The following is a 16471-nucleotide window of genomic DNA, read 5'->3' on the forward strand; positions in this document are numbered from 1 at the left end:
AAGCCGCAAGCGTTTCATCTCCTCGAGATGGACCGATCTAATCGGCGCGGCCAAGAGGCTAGTGACAGCCGGTTAGTGCCGACATGGTCGCTTCGGTGATCGTGCTCTACGCTTCGGCGATCGCGTCACCGAGCCATGATGCCGGGATGCTTCACAAAGATGATGTCGGCGCATCCGATGGAATCTGTGATGCGATCACCCTCTGTCGGGGGCCAGCCATTATGGTCGCAGTCCACAGCGGTTCGACTGTAGAACTTCAATGCGGTCTAGCCGGCAAACAGCAGCCGTTCACCGTCGAGGATGCAGGACGGTCGCGCTTTGGGCAAATGAACCAGGTCGATCGATCATCATCCTTTCGTGTTGACTAGATAGTTAACTGGAAATAGGCTCTCAGTCAGCGCGCCGATAGGCATTTGCCTGCGACACGGCGCCAATCTGTGGTGAGGGGGCTTCGGAGTTTCGGGCACGTTGAAGATTTCGCGCCCCTCAGGCCTCGCCTTCACCACAACCGAGGACAACAGGAGAACTGCATGGGTACGGCAAGGCACGCTCGTCCAAAGGAGCTGGAAACGGCTTCACTAGAGCAGATCATGGATCGCTATGTCGCGCGTTTCGCGGACAGGCGCGCCGATTGGGCGGCGTTCGAGGACGCCAAGATCGAGGGATTCAAGCGCGCGCAACATCGCTTCATCGGGGCCGGTGGTTCCGGCAAACACAACGATATCTCGTCGATTCCCGCGGGAAATTTCACTCTCTCGATCATGTTCGTGCCGCCCGGCCAGGGCAATGCCGCGCACACCCACGAGGTCGAGGAGGTTTTCTTCGTTCTGAGAGGCCATCTCGATGTCTTCGTGCAGGACGAGGATGGCCGCAAGATCATGAAGCGATTGGGGCCCTGGGAATGCATTTCCTGCCCGGCTGGCGTTATTCACGGATATGAGAACAACAGCCTCGAGCCGGTCTATTTCCAGGTGATGCTCGGCCGCGGCAAGCCCGAGACGATGGGCTATGCAGACGACGAACTCTACAAGCGCCGCGATAATCATTTGAAGGCCTGAGCAATCGCGCTTTGCTTTCGGTAATCGAAGCCTTCGGTCACACAGGGGGAAGGCTTCGTCTGCAATTCAGCTTCGGCAATGTCCTTAGGGCGGGGGTGGAGCGGGCCGGTGATCACACCAGGATCAAGCCGGCCCGTTTTTTTATCGCGTGTATCAAGCTGAATGGCGCAAGTACCGACGTCTTCGGATTGGACGGCAATGTGATCGACCGGATCGTCGTCGATATCTCGCCGAATGCTCCACGCGCCATGAACGAGTGGGTGTTCCCGTCGGCTGTGGGATCGACGATCAGGCGGACCTTGGTCTTCTCAAAGCCGAGCCCCGCCAGGGCCAGCGCGGCGACCACATTGGCATTTTGCGGAAACCGCAGGGCAGCCATCCGCGCATCGCATTCGAGAAATGTCTGAGCCGTTGTGACCGAGGCGAGCGCAATCATGTTCTCCGCGGGCGTCCCTTTCCAGGCCGACGGAGCCTTGCGGCCGGAATATTCCACTGAATCGAGTCCAGCCTCACGCGCCGCGCTGAGCGCATCTATGCCGCCGAGCGCACCGCCCGGGATCAGCAATCGGCCGCCTGCATTGGCCGCGGCGCGCCGCAGTGTCTGCTCGAGCGCAGGGTCGGCGAGCGCTCCGACCGACGCGACAAGGAGGTCGGCCCCGCCGCGGATCACCGCTTCGCCGGCATCCCTGAGCGCTTGGTGCCCTGCACATTCGACCACCAGCTCAGGTTTCTTCGAGAGCAGCGCTTCGATGCTGTCGACGAGCGGAGCAGCGCAATTCGCCGGCTGCGGAACCGAGAAGACCGCGCAGACCTCGATTGATGGATCAGCGTGCAAATGCTCGATGACGAAGCGTCCAATCGCTCCATAACCAATGACTGCGATTCTCAAGAGCTTACCAAGTTACTGCGGGCAACATTCGACCACATCATGTTGACTGTATAGTCAACATGATGTCAAGTGTGTTGATCGCGCGTGATGGCTCGTGAGACAGGACAGAGAGAAAATGACAACGAATGACGTCGAAGGGCCGACGGCGGCGGGTGCGAAGGAGACGGAGTTTTCCATTCGAAACCCCTGGACCGGCCGCATCGCCTTCGTGGTTCGTTCGACCGGCGCAGATCAGATCGAGCACTACGTGCAGGCCGCCAAGGCGGCGTTCCGGCAATTCGTGAAGACGCCGGCCCATCAGCGCGCTTCCTGGCTCAACGGCGCCGCGAGCGCGATGGAAAAGGAGACGCCGCAACTCGTCGAAATGACGATTGAACATATCGGCAAGCCGCGCAAGGCGGCCGAGATGGAGGTCCGCCGCAGCATCGCCTTCATAAGGGCTTGCGCGATGCACCTGCACGGACTTGGCGGAGAGGTTGTGCCGATCGACATGGTCCCGGCCGGCGCGGGTTTATTCGGCTTCACGCGCCGTGTGCCATATGGTGTCGTTGCGGCGGTGACGCCGTTCAACGCGCCGTCCAATCTGCTGGTGCAGAAGCTCGCGCCGGCATTGATCACGGGAAATGCGGTCATCATCAAGCCCTGCCTGGAGGGCTCTCGGATCGCGCAGTCGATCGCCGCGGCTTTCGGCGCAGGCGGCGTGCCCGAGGGCCTCGTTCAAGTCGTCACCGGCGACCGTCAGGAGGCGTTGGACCTTGCCGCGCATCCGGATGTCGACGTGGTCACGCTGACCGGCGGGACGGCCGCGGGTGACGCACTGGCGCGCGCGGCGGGTGCCAAGCGGTTCATCGGAGAGCTAGGCGGAAATTCGCCGAATATCGTCGCCGCCGACGCCAATATAGACGATGCGGTGAAGCGCATCGTCCCGTCCTCGTTCGAGGCCAGCGGCCAGCAATGCATCTCCACGCAGCGGATCATCGTCGAAGCGCCGGTGTTCGACGAATTTCTGACGCGTTTCATCGAAGCAGCGAAGCGGCTCAAGGTCGGTGACCCGGCATTGGCCGATACGGACCTTGGTCCTGTGGTCTCCGTCCGCGCCGCCGATCGGATCAGGGCGATGATCGAGGACGCCGGCTCGCGGGGCTGTCGGGTGGTGACGTGCGGTGATACGAACGGTTGCGTCATTCCTCCGACGATTGTGATCGACCCTCCGCCGGGTACGCGCCTGATCCGCGAGGAGGTTTTCGGGCCCGTCGTGGTGGTGATGCGGGCCAAGGACATCGATGACGCGATACGTATCGCGAACGACTGCGAGTTCGGCCTGCAGGGATCCTGCTTCACCGCCAGCCTGGCGACTGCGATGCGCATGTCGGAAGAGATCCGCGCCGGTTCGCTCTGGATCAACGAGGCGAGCCGGTTCCGGCTCGACAATTATCCCTTCGGCGGCGTCGGCCGCTCGGGCGTTGGCCGCGAAGGGATCCCTTACGCGTTCGAGGAATACACCCAGCCGAAATTCACCGGCATCCGCCTTCCCTGAGCGCCCGTCAGAGCCGATTCAGGAGCGGCGTGTCTCGGCCATGAACGCGAGGCAGGCACGGCCGAGAACGTCCTCGGCCGTGTTGAAATGCGCGACGATCGAAGTGTGGTTGTGGCCCTTCAGCCAGGCAAAGGGCGGCGCGCGGCCCTTCGCAGCGGCGAGACGATGGGCGAGCTCGAAGCAATAGACGTCGATCAGCGGATTCTCGAACTCGGAGCAGGCGACAAATGTCGGCGGGCTCTGTTTGTCGATGTGGGAGACGGGGGATACGTCGTCGTAGATCGAGACATCAGCGCCATAATATTCGGCGACCCGCTTGGCATTGGGGTTGTCCGCCCGGGCATCGGCGCGGACCCGGCCGCTGACGATCAGAGCTCCCGCAAGCCCGTGTCCGCCGGGCGGCTGGTGCCGCTTGTCGTAGGCATAGCTGCCGACATGCGCGCCGCCCGCGGAGTGTCCCATCAGAAAGATTCGATCGGGATCGACATTCAGGCCGGCGGCGTTGTCGCGCATCCATTGCACGACCGCTGCAATATCGCGCGTGGCTTCCGGATAGCGCGCCTCGGGCGCAAGGCGATAGCCGACATTGATCCCGACCACACCGTGCCTTGCGAAATAATACAGGACGTTGGCGTAGATCTCTGCGCTGCGATGGCGGCTGCCCTCCGTGAAGGCGCCGCCATGGACGAAGATCAGCCCGGGTCGCGGCGATGGATCTGCCGCGGCAGGATGGAAAATATCGAAGGCCTGCCGCTCGTGCGGTCCATAGTGAATATCGGCTTCAACGCGGATTCCGTCTTTGGGCGAGAACTTCAGCACTTCGCTGAATTTCTCGATCATCAGCCGAACATGGCCCTTGGTGTCCGTGGCCCATCTCGGGCCGATCTCCGCCATCAGCGCTCGGAGATCCGCAGGAATCTCGGGAAGCTCTGTCATGGACCGGTCTCGCACTGGTTCATATGCGTCTCCGCGCAGAAAGGCCGTTCACAGCTTGAGCAATCGAGCGGCGTTGTCGCCTACCAATTTGCGCTTGTCGTCGGGCGAGAGCTGAAGTTGCTTGATCCAGTCCGTGCCGTCCTGGTTCACCACATAGGGATAGTCGACGGCGAACATGATCCGATCGATGCCGAGTTCCAGCATGCTGCAGATCAACGCCGGCGTCGAGAAATTGCCGCTGGTTGTGATGTGGAAGTGTTCGCAGAACTGCTTGCGGAAGCTCAGGCTCTGCTGGCCGGGACGGGACAGCGCCTGATCGATGCGCCAGAGCAGGAACGGCAAGGTCTCGCCGAGATGCCCGAGGATGATCTGGAGCCTCGGGTATCTTTCCAGCGCGCGACTTAGGATCAGCCTTATCGCGGCCGTTGCCGTCTCAACCGTGAAGCCCCAGGCTGGCCGGATCACGGTCGGGAAATCGCGGGCATAGTCGTCGTAATAGTGCCTGGTGACTTCCGCGTGCGGCACCGACGGATGCAGATAGATCGGCACGTCGAGCTTCTCTGCCACTTCGAAGATCGGCCAGAAGCGCTTGTCATCGATAAACAGGCCGTTGGTGAGGCCGTGAATCATCGCGCCCTTGAACTTCAGGTCCTTGATGCATCGCTCAAGTTCCCGCGCGGCCTGATCGGGGACAGGCGTCGGAAGCGCTGCGAATGCGGCAAATCGGTCGGGATGTCTCGCGCAGGCCTCGGCGAGACGGTCATTGACCCGCTGCGTCAGGTCGACCGCGATGTCGGGCGACAATTTCTGCGCTGCTGGCGCGCCATGAGACAGCACCTGAACGTCGATTCCCGCTTCGTCCATCGCGCGAAGCCTGATGTCTCCGATTTCGGTCAGAAGGTCGGAGATCGGAGATTTGTTTTCGCCCGCCGGAAAAGCTCCCGCCATCTCGGGGTCCCAATAATGTTCCTCGATCGCGATGACGCGCGTATTGTCGAACATGATGAGTGACCTCGTCTTTCTTATCTGTCGGTCGGCTCTGCAGGGCGCCGCCGGTACGGCGCGGCAAGCGGTATCGATCCAAACCTACTCACTTGTTGACTATCTAGTCAACATTGGACATAGTTCGATACTGTCGCTGGTCGCGGCCGGTTGCGCATGCGCTCCGATCGCCTTGACCACGGCGTCCGGTTTCGTAGCGCGATGATGACCGTAAGTCGATACGTCGCGCGTTGGTGGGAGGCAGGATGAAGCCGCCGATCTTTGAATATGCGTCGCCCTCGACGGTTGCCGAGGCAGTTGCCCTGCTGGCTTCGAAAGATGGAAACGCAAAGGTGATATCCGGCGGTCAGAGCCTGATGCCCATGCTCGCGTTCCGCCTGGCGACGCCCGAGCTGCTGGTCGATCTCAAGCACCTGAAGAATCTCGATGCGATCAGCATCGGCGAGGACGGTGTCCGTCTCGGAGCCAAGGTGCGCTGGTGCGATATCGAAAGTGATGCGCGGCTCGCCGTCAGCCACCCACTGCTCGCTGAAGCGATCAAGCATGTGGCGCACTACCAGATCCGTAACCGTGGAACGGTGGGCGGTTCCGTGGCGCATGCGGATCCATCGGCCGAGATGCCGGGCATCGCGATGACCTGCGGAGCGCGGATGACGATCGTCGGCAGCGCCGGTGCGCGGATCGAGGCGGCCGCCGATTTCTTCACCGGCCCGTTGCAGACCAGCTTGCAGCCGGACGAAATCCTGACCGAGGTACATCTGCCTCCCTGGCCGGCCGCACGACGGTGGGCTTTCCTGGAGTTTGCGCGCCGGAAGGGCGACTTCGCGATGGCGGGTATTGCCCTCCATTACGACCTGGATGGTGCCGGCCGCATCGTCGATGCGCATGTGGGCGCGATCGGGGTCGCGGACCGGCCAATCCGGCTGGCGGCGGTGGAGGCGATGCTGAATGGCAACCGGCTGGACGACAGGCTGATTGCGGCCGCTTCGGCAAAGGCGCGGCAATCCGTCGATCCTCCATCCGATATTCACGCGCCCGGCGCTTATCGTGCAGCACTGGTCGCAACACTGCTCGCGCGCGGGCTGAAGAAGTCCGCCGTCTAGGAGTTTTCATGGACATCAAGTTCGATCTCAACGGCCAATCGGTCTCTGCCGATGTTGAGCCGCGTACGACGCTGGCGGACTGCATCCGCAACAATTTTGGTCAGACCGGAACTCATCTGGCCTGCGAGCACGGCGTCTGCGGTGCGTGCACGGTGTTGGTCAACGGCGAGGCGGTCCGTTCCTGTCTCATGCTCGCCGTTCAGGTGCAGGGTGATCAGGTCGTGACGGTCGAAGGCCTTTCCGGCGACGAACTGACGCCGCTGCAGGCTGCGTTCCGGAAGCATCACGCCCTGCAATGCGGCTTCTGCACTCCGGGCTTCATCACCACGGCGCACGCGCTGCTCAGCCATGAGCCGGGGGCCGACGAGGAGCGGATACGCGATGTTCTCTCCGGTAATCTGTGCCGTTGCACAGGATACGTTCCGATCGTCGAAGCCGTGCTTGAAGCGCGGGAGTCATACCGGGGCTCGGGGAGCAAGTGATGAAGAGCTTCAATTCCTATATTGGGCGCCCTATGGAGCGGGTCGAAGACCTGCGCATGGTGCGGGGAAGGGGGACTTACGTCGCCGATGTCAATCGGCCGAACCAGCTTTACGCCGTGATCCTGCGCAGCTCGGTCGCGCACGGGATCATCAGGTCGATCGACAGTAGCGAAGCGCTGGCGCTGCCGGGCGTACGTCGCGTCCTGACCGCCAAGGATCTCGGAAGCAAGGTCCCTGTCATTCCGTTGCGCCTGCAGCCGTTGCCGCAGCTCGAGCCGTTCCATCAACCGGTCCTGGCCGATGAGAAGGTGCGCTATGTCGGCGAACCCGTTGCGCTCGTCATCGCGGACAGCGCGGCGATCGCCGAGGATGCCCTCGAGCGTATCGTGCTCGATATCGAACCATTGCCGGCGGTCGCCAATCGCTCGCAGGCCGAAGCAAAGCGGGCGGTGCTGTTCGAGGAGCACGGGTCCAATGTCGCCATCACGTGGAGTGCGTTCCGCGGCAATGCGGACGAAGCGTTCAAGACGGCGGACTACGTTCGTCGCGAAACGTTCAAGGTGCAGCGGCACGCCGCAATGTTCATGGAACCTCGAGGCTTTGTCGCCGAATGGGACGAGGCGGCCGGCAAACTGACGGTGTGGGGAGCCGCCAAGACCGCCTGGCACAATCGCCGCACCCTCGCCGCGCAGCTCGGACTTGCGCTCGAAGCGGTCGATCTGATCGAGGTCGATGTCGGCGGCGGCTTCGGCTCGCGCGGCGAATTCTATCCGGAAGACTATCTGATCCCTGCCGCGGCAAGGATTGTCGGCAGGCCGGTGAAATGGACCGAGGATCGTCGCGAACACATCATGAGCGCCAATCACGCGCGCGATGTCGAATGCGATGTCGAATTCGCGGTTTCACGCGATGGCCGCTTCATCGGGCTTCGCGGTCAGATATGGGCCGATATTGGCGCATATATCCGCACCAACGGCTCCGTCGGCCCCCGCAACGTCGCGCAGTTCATGTCGGGGCCGTATTGCATCGAGCACATCGACCTCAAGAGCTCGATGCTGACCACCAACAAGACGCCTTGCGGGACCTATCGCGGGCCGGGCCGCTACGAGACCGACTTCATCCGCGAGCGCATGATCGATCTCGCCGCGCAGGATTTGAAGATCGACCGGGTCGAACTGCGGCGTCGCAATCTCGTGGCCGATGCGCAGATGCCGTATCCGCTCGCCTCGATCACGCCCTATGACAGTTCGACGGAACTCGACAGCGGCGATTATCACGCGGTCTTCGATCGCTGCCTGAAGGAGTTCGGCTGGGACGAAAGAACCAGGCTTCGCGGCCAATTGATCGACGGCTACTATCACGGCCTCGCGATCGGCAGTTTCATCGAAGGCGGCGCGGCGGGTCCCAAGGAGGAGGCGCGCCTGGTCCTGGAGACCGATGGGGCGCTCTCGGTCTACATCGGATCGTCATCGGTCGGGCAGGGACTGGAGACGATCATGGCGCAGATCGCCGCCGATGCCATGGAGATGTCTTACGACAAGATCACGATCCGTCACGGGTCTACCAGCTATGTCAAGGACGGCTATGGCGCCTATCACTCGCGATCGACGGTGATGGGCGGCTCGGCGATCCTGCTGGCCGCCGACAAGTTGAAGGATCTGATCCGTAAGACGGCTGGAGCGCGCCTCGGCTGCAAGGCGGAGCAGGTCGTGATCGACGGCGAACAGGCCAGCTTTGGCGGCGAGCATCTTGCGTTTGCCGGGCTGTCAGGCGTGCCGCTCGAGGTCGAAGCGGAATTCTTCAACAAGAAATACACCTGGGCCTACGGGACACAGGCTGCGCATGTGGCTGTCGATCCCGGCACGGGCCACGTCAAGGTCATTGATTTCATCTCGGTCGAGGACGTCGGCCGCATGATCAATCCGTTGACATTGCATGGTCAGGCGATCGGCTCGATCGTGCAGGGTCTCGGCGGCGCATTCCTGGAACATCTGGTCTATGACGATGAAGGCCAGTTGCTGACGGGCTCGTTTGCCGACTACCTGATGCCGACGGCGTCGGATTTTCCCAATATCCGTTCCATCACCGTTGAACTGAAACCCTGTCCGAACAACCCGCTTGGCGCGAAGGGAGCAGGGGAGGGCGGCCTCATTCCGGTCGGAGGCGTCATGGCCAATGCCGTGGCCGATGCCTTGTCGCATCTCAACGTCCAGCCAATGGAGCTGCCGCTTTCGCCGCCACGGCTCTGGCAACTGGTTGAACAGGCGGAGACTGCTCGTTCCGCAGACTAACGCGTGAGCCGGCCGGCAATTTGCGTTAACGCAAGGACTGGAGAGCTTTCCGAGAAGATCATGCCCAAGAACTGAAAGGCTCGATGATGACTCAACCGATTCCGTCGCACTTGACCATTTTCAGTTTGATTTTCCGGAGCGGTTGGGCTTCTTCTCGGACTGAAGCGAGGGGAGCTGCAGGTCTGCGTGGGTGACCAGACGGCGTGTTCGCCGAACGGCACTCGCAGATCCGGTTTGGGGCTTCGCTCTCGCTCTGTTGATGAAGGGAGCGCGTCTTGGCGCGTCGTAGCAGCGATCCGGCTCGCGTTCGCGAGAAGATACTTAAGCTGGCCATGGAAGAATTTGGCCGCATTGGCTTCGAGGGCGCGCGCGTTGATCGCATCGCCGAGCGCTGCCATCTCAGCAAGAATATGCTGTATTACTACTTCAAGTCCAAGGAAGGACTGTTCGTCGCCGCGCTCGAGCGGATGTATGAGATTTTCCGAGAACAGCAACGTGATTTGTCGGTGCGCGCAAGCGATCCGATCCTGGCCCTGCAACAACTCATCGCGCACACGTTCACGGCGCTGGAGAACAATCCGAACGCCATTCGTCTGTTGAACGAAGAGAACAAGCACCGCGGTAAGTACATTCGCAAATCGAAACGGATCAGGGATCTCTACAATCCGCTGGTCGAGACGCTCAGCTTTATCCTGGAGCGAGGTCGCAGGGACGGCGTCTTCCGCGCCGGACTTGATCCGGCGGTCGTTTATCTGACGCTGTCATCGCTGTGCTATCACTATCTCTCCAACCAGTACACGCTGGAGATCGCGCTCAACAAGGAACTGAGTTCAGCGATCGCGCGCAAGCAGTGGCTTCAGCATGTCACCGACCTTGTGCTGCAATATTGCGTATCCGATCCCGCCAAGGTGCTGGATCGGAAGTCAAATGCGAAAAACCTGGCGGCAGCCGCGAATTGAGCTAACGGGACTCTAAATCGCGGGTTGGTTTCGGGCGATCATGGGCTCCCCGATCACGTCGTCTTCGGATCGGCTTCCGACCGGTTCCCATGTGACCATCCACAGCGATAGCAGGCCGGCGATCGGCACCAGCGCGAGCGCGAGCATCAGGTTGGACAGACCGTTTTTCGCGAGCAACGGTGGGAAGAAGAACGAGCCGATAATGGTGCGTTCCAAGCTGGGATGGTGCGAAATCGAATTCGGCACGCAGCCCGGGAACACCGATCCCGAGGCTGGCAAAATCATAGGCGTCGACGAACACGCCGCCTAGCGCGATCAGAACCACGCCGAGTCCGGACCGGGTCATCGGCTGACTCCCGACGAAATCCGCGCCATCGTCCTTCGATCGGATGACAATCTCGCGCATCGTCGACCCCTCGGCCCGCGTTTCGAGTAAACTAAGTATCAGTTAACCGAATAGTCAACGTGGTGGTTATCTTGCGCTTGTCCCCGCAGCTTGACGGCTGCGGTGCAAAAGGGCGCCATCGTCCTAATAAGTAGGCAATTCGAGCGCCGAGTCTCGATCGATGCGCAGTTGGCGCTCTTTGGACGCAAGCTTCCTCTCCCGAGCCGCAGGAAAGGCCCTCAATATTGCGTAGCAGCGAGGCAGCGAAGCAGACTGTTCCGCGTCTCGGTCGGGCCGTCAGCGGAAGGCAATGAAATTGTCGCTAGACAAGCTCTAAGAAGCTCAGTTAACTAGATAGTCAACAAGGGAGGACGGCGCATATGGCGCCGTGGCGCAATTCTTGCTCTCGCGGGACGTTGTCAGCCACTTGATTGAGAGAACAATGGTCGCTTTGAAGGTTCAGCCAGCGGGCGGCGCTTATGGCGCTCCGATTTCCGCTTCGGACTCGACGAAATCGGCGATGATTCGCATCGCAGGCCTGGAGAAGCGGTTCAAGACCCGCTCCGGCGAGACCGTCAACGCGCTGACGAACGTAAATCTCGACATTCACGAAAACGAGTTCATCTCGGTTGTGGGACCGAGCGGCTGCGGCAAAACAACGCTGCTCCGAATCCTCGCCGGTCTCGAAAGCAGGTCGTCGGGAGCCATCCAATGCGATGGTGCTGAGATTACTGGTCCGCGTCCGGATGTGGGCGTCGTCTTTCAGCAGGCGACCTTGTTGCCGTGGAACACGGTGCTGGCCAATGTGCTGCTGCCGGCCCATTTGAGGAATGACAAGTCCGAGGCGACGGTGAAGCGCGCCGAAGGACTGCTTGCGTTCATGGGGCTGAAGGACTTCGCCCAGAAATACCCGTTCGAGTTGTCCGGCGGCATGCAGCAGCGCGTTGCGATCTGCCGCGCACTGATGCGCGAGCCGCGCATCCTGTTGATGGATGAGCCGTTCGGGGCGCTCGATGCGATGACGCGCGAGGCCATGAACATGGAGCTCATGCGGGTGTGGTCCGAGGAGCGGAAGACCGTGATCTTCATTACCCACAGCATTCCGGAAGCCGTCCTGCTGGGAGATCGCGTGGTGGTCATGTCGCCGCGGCCGGGTCGCATCTCCGAAATCATCGATGTCGATGTCGGCCGTCCGCGTTCGCTGCAGACCATGGCGACGCCGCGGTTCGGCGAACTCTGCGACCACATCCGCACCATCTTCGGCGCGCAATCGGTCACGGCGACATCGCTATGAGTGACGTTTCAAAGCCGGCGGGATCGCATTTGCTGCAGTCGATCGCGGTGGCCGCGGTCATGATTGCGGTGTGGGAGGGCACCTGCAGAGGGTTCGACGTATCGTCGATCGTGCTGCCGACCCCGAGCTCGATCGTGGTTCGGCTTTACGCCCTGGTGTCGAGCGGGGTGATCTGGCCGCATCTGTGGGCGACGCTGGCCGAGGTGTTGAGCGGCTTCGTGCTCGGCGGAATCGCCGGCCTGGTCATCGGGGCAACCATCTCGCTGGTCCCGGTGTTCGAACGGCTGGTGTATCCGTATCTCGTGGCATTGCAGACCTTGCCGAAGGTCGCCATCGCGCCGCTCTTCATCATCTGGTTCGGTTACGGTCTGACCTCCAAGATCGTGATCACGGCGCTGGTCTGCTTCTTTCCGGTACTGGTGAGCGTGATCGCCGGCTTCCACTCAACGGACAAGGATCAGCTCGATATGATGAGGGCGTTTGGCGCCACCAAATGGCAGACCTTGATGCGCCTGCGCATTCCGTCCGCGCTGGTCCTGATTTTCGCGGGGCTCGAGATTGCCGCCGTGCTCGCGGTCATTGGTGCAATCGTCGGTGAATTCGTCGGCGCTCAGGTCGGTCTCGGCTATCTCGTGGTGACCCTTAATTTCGGAATGGATGTCGCAGGCGTGTTCGCGGTCCTGATCGTACTGTCGGCCATTGGCCTGGCGATGCACGGCCTGATGCGGTACGCGGCGCGTCGCTCCATTTTCTGGATCCGGCGCAGCGATGCGCCAATGATGCATTGAACCTGTCGGAGATGAGAATGTCTAGCGTAGCTTGGGGACGCCGGCTGTTGTTGGCTGCCGCGGTGGTGATAGCGGCTGTCGGCTGTGCGGAGAGCGCGAATGCGCTTGAGAAGGTGAGACTGCTGATTCCGGTTCGCAATATCGACGAGGCGTTTTCGCCATTCGTCGTTGCCAGGGAGAAGGGGTATTTCGCGGCCGAGGGCTACGATGTCACGTTGATCGCAGTCGGCGGCTCGAACGAATCGGCGATCCAGGTCTCGGCCGGCAATGCTGAAGTCGGTGCCGCATCGCCAGGCGAAGCACTGGTTGGCATTCAGTCCGGAAAGCTCGACATCCGCTATTTCTACGGTCTCTATTATTCCAACATCTGGTCGATCGCCGTGCTGCCGGACAGCCCGATCAAGACGCTTGCTGAGCTGAAGGGCAAGAGGCTTGGTGTCCAGTCGATGGGCAGCGCCGGCACGACGTTTGGACGTGCGTTCGCGCAAGCCGCGGGCCTGGATCCCGAGAAGGATATCTCCTTCCTGCCGATCGGTGTCGGGGCGCAGGCGGTGACGTCGGTTCGCCAGAAGCTGGTGGATGGTGTGATCTACTGGGATGCGGCGCTGGCGAAATTCAAGTTCTCCGGGCTCGATCTTCGCCAGGTTCCGGTGCCAGAGAATCTGCGCTCGCTGCCGGACGTTGCATTGCTTGCCCGCAACGATACGATCGGCAAGAATCCAAAAATGCTCACGGGTATCGCGCGGGCGGTCGCCAAGGGATATGATTATTCGATGGCCAATCCCGAAGCCGCGGTATTGATCACCTGGAAGGCCTATCCTGAAGCCAAATCGAAGAACCCCGACGCAACTGCCGCGCTCAAGGAAGGCGTGGTCGTCAATCAGGCCCGGCTCGGCATCTGGAACACGCCGAAGATCGGCGACAAGCATGGACTATTGATCGATGCCGACTGGAATCGCCTGATTCAATTTTTTGTCGATCAGAAGGTGCTGCCTGCCGCCGTTCCCGTCGATCGGGTCATCACGGGCAAGTTCATCGAGGACGTTAACGCCTACGATCGCGCCAGTATCATCTCTGATGCCAAGAAAGAGGATATCTCGAAGCTGCAATGAGGCTGATGCGATCTTCGTGCCAGATTCGACTGGCTCCGCCGGAAATCTAAGCCGCCGGGCGAGCGGTCACGTTCTCGGTCCACTTCGTGATGTGCTTGGCGACGGCGACCAGTTCGCCGCCGCGGCTCGTCGATCTCGCTGATCACGTAGCTCACCGTGATGGTGTCGCCGAAGAACACCGGCTTGAGGAAGCGCACGCCGTCATAGCCGAGCGAAACGGGCGTCGAGTCCATGCCTTTCCCACAAGGCCAGCATCCTGCTGGTCGAGCATAAGGTCGACCTTGTTCTCGATTTGGCTGACCGCGCCTACATCATGGTCAATGGACAGATGGCCTATGCCGGCGACAGCCGCGCGTTGCGCGACGACATGGAAACGCAGACGAAGGTCCTGGGCGTGGGATGAGGCAGTCCTGAGAAATCGGGCGGTCTTTCAGCATCGCTCGATTTCGACTGCCAAGCGAATAGGCGAGGATACGAGCGCTTGACGGCGCGCTCATCGGTTGCCGGTGGTCCCCGCCGGCAGCATGTTGCTTCGACCGGCAGCGATCGCCGCGAGCGGTCCTCGTTCAAACACCCAGGTTGCGGCAAACATCATGGGTCGGAACTCTTGCGCCCTGGTGTCACAGGCATAAGTGAAGGATGGCTGGCACTCCCTCATTGCGACTGCCAGCCCAGAAATATTCACAAACGCCAAGGAGGATCGCATGAAATTCCATCCGTTGCCGATCATGAAGGAGAGCGACATCATGGGCGTTCTCATCGACACGTCTGTCAAGAAAGCTGCTTAGGTCGTACGTTCCCTCATCCTGAAGAGCCGGCGCGGCTGGCGTCTCTAAGATGGGGGCACGACCCAATTTATCACGTTCTTCGAGGCGCCGCTTCAAGGCCACGTGCTCGGGACGAGGAGCAGAGAACAGATCAGGGAGACAGACATGTCAGCCAAGGAACTCAAATTCGGCGTCGATGCCCGCGACCGTATGCTGCGAGGTGTCGACATTCTGAACAACGCAGTCAAGGTGACGCTCGGCCCGAAGGGGCGCAATGTCGTGCTCGACAAGTCGTTCGGCGCTCCCCGCATCACCAAGGATGGCGTCGCCGTTGCCAAGGAGATCGAGCTCGAGGACAAGTTCGAGAATATGGGCGCGCAGATGGTGCGCGAAGTCGCCTCCAAGTCCGCTGACGCGGCCGGCGACGGCACCACGACCGCCACCGTGCTGGCGGCCGCAATCGTCAAGGAAGGCGCCAAGTCGGTGGCCGCCGGCATGAACCCGATGGACCTCAAGCGCGGCATCGACATGGCGGTGGATGCCGTGGTCGCGGACCTGCAGAAGAACTCCAAGAAGGTTACCTCGAACGAGGAAATCGCCCAGGTTGGCACCATCTCCGCCAACGGCGACGCCGAGATCGGCAAGTTCCTTGCCGACGCCATGAAGAAGGTCGGCAACGAGGGCGTGATCACGGTCGAGGAAGCCAAGTCGCTGGAGACCGAGCTCGACGTCGTCGAGGGCATGCAGTTCGACCGCGGCTACATCTCGCCCTACTTCGTCACCAACGCCGACAAGATGCGCGTCGAGATGGATGACGCCTATATCCTGATCAACGAGAAGAAGCTCTCCTCGCTGAACGAGCTGCTGCCGCTGCTCGAAGCCGTGGTGCAGACCGGCAAGCCGCTGCTGATCGTCGCCGAGGACGTCGAAGGCGAGGCGCTGGCAACGCTGGTCGTCAACCGTCTGCGTGGCGGCCTGAAGGTCGCGGCCGTCAAGGCGCCGGGCTTCGGCGATCGCCGCAAGGCCATGCTGCAGGACATCGCGATCCTGACCGGCGGCCAGGCGATCTCGGAAGACCTCGGCATCAAGCTCGAGAACGTCACGCTGCAGATGCTCGGTCGCGCCAAGAGGATCATGATCGACAAGGAGAACACCACGATCGTGAGTAGCGCCGGCAAAAAGGCTGACATCGAGGCGCGGGTGGCGCAGATCAAGGCGCAGATCGAGGAGACCACCTCGGACTACGATCGTGAGAAGCTGCAGGAGCGTCTGGCCAAGCTCGCTGGCGGCGTCGCGGTGATCCGCGTCGGCGGCGCGACCGAGGTCGAGGTCAAGGAGCGCAAGGATCGCGTTGACGACGCGATGCACGCGACCCGCGCGGCGGTCGAGGAGGGCATCCTGCCGGGTGGCGGTGTTGCCCTGCTCCGTGCCTCCGAGCAGCTCAAGGGCCTGCGCACCAAGAACGACGACCAGAAGACCGGCGTCGAGATCGTGCGCAAGGCGCTGTCGGCTCCCGCCCGCCAGATCGCGATCAATGCGGGCGAGGACGGCTCGGTGATCGTCGGCAAGATCCTTGAGAAGGATCAGTACTCGTTCGGCTTCGACGGCCAGACCGGCGAATACGGCAACCTGGTCACCAAGGGCATCATCGACCCGACCAAGGTCGTGCGTACCGCGATCCAGAATGCGGCGTCGGTGGCGGCTCTCCTGATCACCACCGAAGCCATGGTCGCCGAGCTGCCGAAGAAGCAAGCTCCGGCTGCCGGCATGCCTCCGGGCGGCGGCATGGGCGGCATGGACTTCTAAGTCGAATAGTTCAGTGCCAAAGGAGTTAGGTGGCCCGGCGTCACTGCCGGGCCATCCGGTAT

General features: G+C 61.5%; 16 protein-coding genes. 11 read left to right on the plus strand and 5 right to left on the minus strand.

The window, feature by feature from the left end; genetic code table 11:
• Positions 1-83 precede the first annotated feature (83 nt).
• Positions 84-368, plus strand: coding sequence for a hypothetical protein (locus tag I6F35_RS13810; RefSeq protein WP_225118215.1), 285 nt, complete (start codon positions 84-86; stop codon positions 366-368).
• 162 nt (positions 369-530) lie between these two features.
• Entirely contained in the window at positions 531-1058 is a 528-nt protein-coding gene (locus I6F35_RS13815) for a cupin domain-containing protein (protein ID WP_225118216.1), read from the plus strand.
• 112 nt (positions 1059-1170) lie between these two features.
• Here I6F35_RS13815 and I6F35_RS13820 read toward each other — a convergent pair whose 3' ends face one another.
• Positions 1171-1947: an aspartate dehydrogenase gene (locus tag I6F35_RS13820; RefSeq protein ID WP_225118217.1), complete on the minus strand. Its 777-nt coding sequence runs from the start codon at positions 1945-1947 to the stop codon at positions 1171-1173.
• A 115-nt stretch (positions 1948-2062) separates the two neighbouring features.
• Between I6F35_RS13820 and I6F35_RS13825 the strand changes: the two genes are divergently transcribed.
• Positions 2063-3484: an aldehyde dehydrogenase family protein gene (locus I6F35_RS13825; protein ID WP_225118218.1), complete on the plus strand. Its 1422-nt coding sequence runs from the start codon at positions 2063-2065 to the stop codon at positions 3482-3484.
• Between the two features lie 18 nt (positions 3485-3502).
• Here I6F35_RS13825 and I6F35_RS13830 read toward each other — a convergent pair whose 3' ends face one another.
• A complete protein-coding gene (locus tag I6F35_RS13830) occupies positions 3503-4420 on the minus strand; it encodes an alpha/beta hydrolase (protein WP_225118219.1) in 918 nt (305 codons plus the stop codon).
• 48 nt (positions 4421-4468) lie between these two features.
• Positions 4469-5422, minus strand: coding sequence for an amidohydrolase family protein (locus I6F35_RS13835; RefSeq protein WP_225118220.1), 954 nt, complete (start codon positions 5420-5422; stop codon positions 4469-4471).
• 245 nt (positions 5423-5667) lie between these two features.
• On the opposite strand from I6F35_RS13835, the gene I6F35_RS13840 reads away from it, so the two are divergent.
• The 4 genes from I6F35_RS13840 (at position 5668) to I6F35_RS13855 (ending at position 10257) form a co-directional block, all read left to right on the plus strand.
• Complete coding sequence (locus I6F35_RS13840; protein ID WP_225118221.1) at positions 5668-6525, plus strand: xanthine dehydrogenase family protein subunit M; 858 nt, start codon at positions 5668-5670, stop codon at positions 6523-6525.
• A gap of 8 nt (positions 6526-6533) precedes the next feature.
• Positions 6534-7007, plus strand: coding sequence for a (2Fe-2S)-binding protein (locus tag I6F35_RS13845; protein WP_225118222.1), 474 nt, complete (start codon positions 6534-6536; stop codon positions 7005-7007).
• Entirely contained in the window at positions 7007-9298 is a 2292-nt protein-coding gene (locus I6F35_RS13850; protein ID WP_225118223.1) for a xanthine dehydrogenase family protein molybdopterin-binding subunit, read from the plus strand. The genes I6F35_RS13845 and I6F35_RS13850 overlap by 1 nt, the downstream gene beginning before the upstream one ends.
• Before the next feature lie 275 nt (positions 9299-9573).
• A complete protein-coding gene (locus I6F35_RS13855) occupies positions 9574-10257 on the plus strand; it encodes a TetR family transcriptional regulator (protein ID WP_225118224.1) in 684 nt (227 codons plus the stop codon).
• Between the two features lie 12 nt (positions 10258-10269).
• On the opposite strand, the gene I6F35_RS13860 is transcribed toward I6F35_RS13855, so the two are convergent.
• Positions 10270-10473 (minus strand): hypothetical protein, encoded by a 204-nt coding sequence (locus I6F35_RS13860; protein WP_225118225.1) that lies wholly within the window; start codon positions 10471-10473, stop codon positions 10270-10272.
• Between the two features lie 689 nt (positions 10474-11162).
• Here I6F35_RS13860 and I6F35_RS13865 point away from each other — a divergent pair.
• Genes I6F35_RS13865 through I6F35_RS13875 form a run of 3 tightly spaced genes read left to right on the plus strand, consistent with a single transcriptional unit; the run spans position 11163 to position 13836 of the window.
• Positions 11163-11936, plus strand: coding sequence for an ABC transporter ATP-binding protein (locus tag I6F35_RS13865; protein ID WP_225118226.1), 774 nt, complete (start codon positions 11163-11165; stop codon positions 11934-11936).
• Positions 11933-12724, plus strand: a complete 792-nt coding sequence (locus I6F35_RS13870; RefSeq protein WP_225118227.1) for an ABC transporter permease — start codon at positions 11933-11935, stop codon at positions 12722-12724. The genes I6F35_RS13865 and I6F35_RS13870 overlap by 4 nt, the downstream gene beginning before the upstream one ends.
• Before the next feature lie 17 nt (positions 12725-12741).
• The gene (locus I6F35_RS13875; RefSeq protein ID WP_225118228.1) at positions 12742-13836 is read left to right on the plus strand and encodes an ABC transporter substrate-binding protein; all 1095 of its coding nucleotides are present in this window, start codon (positions 12742-12744) and stop codon (positions 13834-13836) included.
• Positions 13837-14329: 493 nt separating this feature from the next.
• Here I6F35_RS13875 and I6F35_RS13880 read toward each other — a convergent pair whose 3' ends face one another.
• Positions 14330-14584: a hypothetical protein gene (locus tag I6F35_RS13880; RefSeq protein ID WP_225118229.1), complete on the minus strand. Its 255-nt coding sequence runs from the start codon at positions 14582-14584 to the stop codon at positions 14330-14332.
• 184 nt (positions 14585-14768) lie between these two features.
• On the opposite strand from I6F35_RS13880, the gene groL reads away from it, so the two are divergent.
• A complete protein-coding gene (gene groL, locus I6F35_RS13885) occupies positions 14769-16409 on the plus strand; it encodes a chaperonin GroEL (protein ID WP_225118230.1) in 1641 nt (546 codons plus the stop codon).
• Positions 16410-16471: the final 62 nt, after the last annotated feature.

It is taken from the genome of Bradyrhizobium sp. BRP22 (assembly GCF_020194175.1).
GTDB lineage: Bacteria > Pseudomonadota > Alphaproteobacteria > Rhizobiales > Xanthobacteraceae > Bradyrhizobium.

Bases quoted from the DNA above. Each gene is read 5' to 3' on its own strand.
- I6F35_RS13870 (WP_225118227.1), top strand. From the start codon at position 11,933: ATGAGTGACGTTTCAAAGCCGGCGGGATCGCATTTGCTGCAGTCGATC.
- I6F35_RS13825 (WP_225118218.1), top strand. From the start codon at position 2,063: ATGACAACGAATGACGTCGAAGGGCCGACGGCGGCGGGTGCGAAGGAG.
- I6F35_RS13830 (WP_225118219.1), bottom strand. From the start codon at position 4,420: ATGACAGAGCTTCCCGAGATTCCTGCGGATCTCCGAGCGCTGATGGCG.
- I6F35_RS13840 (WP_225118221.1), top strand. From the start codon at position 5,668: ATGAAGCCGCCGATCTTTGAATATGCGTCGCCCTCGACGGTTGCCGAG.
- I6F35_RS13835 (WP_225118220.1), bottom strand. From the start codon at position 5,422: ATGTTCGACAATACGCGCGTCATCGCGATCGAGGAACATTATTGGGAC.
- I6F35_RS13880 (WP_225118229.1), bottom strand. From the start codon at position 14,584: ATGATGTCGCTCTCCTTCATGATCGGCAACGGATGGAATTTCATGCGA.
- I6F35_RS13810 (WP_225118215.1), top strand. From the start codon at position 84: ATGGTCGCTTCGGTGATCGTGCTCTACGCTTCGGCGATCGCGTCACCG.
- groL (WP_225118230.1), top strand. From the start codon at position 14,769: ATGTCAGCCAAGGAACTCAAATTCGGCGTCGATGCCCGCGACCGTATG.
- I6F35_RS13845 (WP_225118222.1), top strand. From the start codon at position 6,534: ATGGACATCAAGTTCGATCTCAACGGCCAATCGGTCTCTGCCGATGTT.
- I6F35_RS13865 (WP_225118226.1), top strand. From the start codon at position 11,163: ATGATTCGCATCGCAGGCCTGGAGAAGCGGTTCAAGACCCGCTCCGGC.
- I6F35_RS13815 (WP_225118216.1), top strand. From the start codon at position 531: ATGGGTACGGCAAGGCACGCTCGTCCAAAGGAGCTGGAAACGGCTTCA.
- I6F35_RS13875 (WP_225118228.1), top strand. From the start codon at position 12,742: ATGTCTAGCGTAGCTTGGGGACGCCGGCTGTTGTTGGCTGCCGCGGTG.
- I6F35_RS13850 (WP_225118223.1), top strand. From the start codon at position 7,007: ATGAAGAGCTTCAATTCCTATATTGGGCGCCCTATGGAGCGGGTCGAA.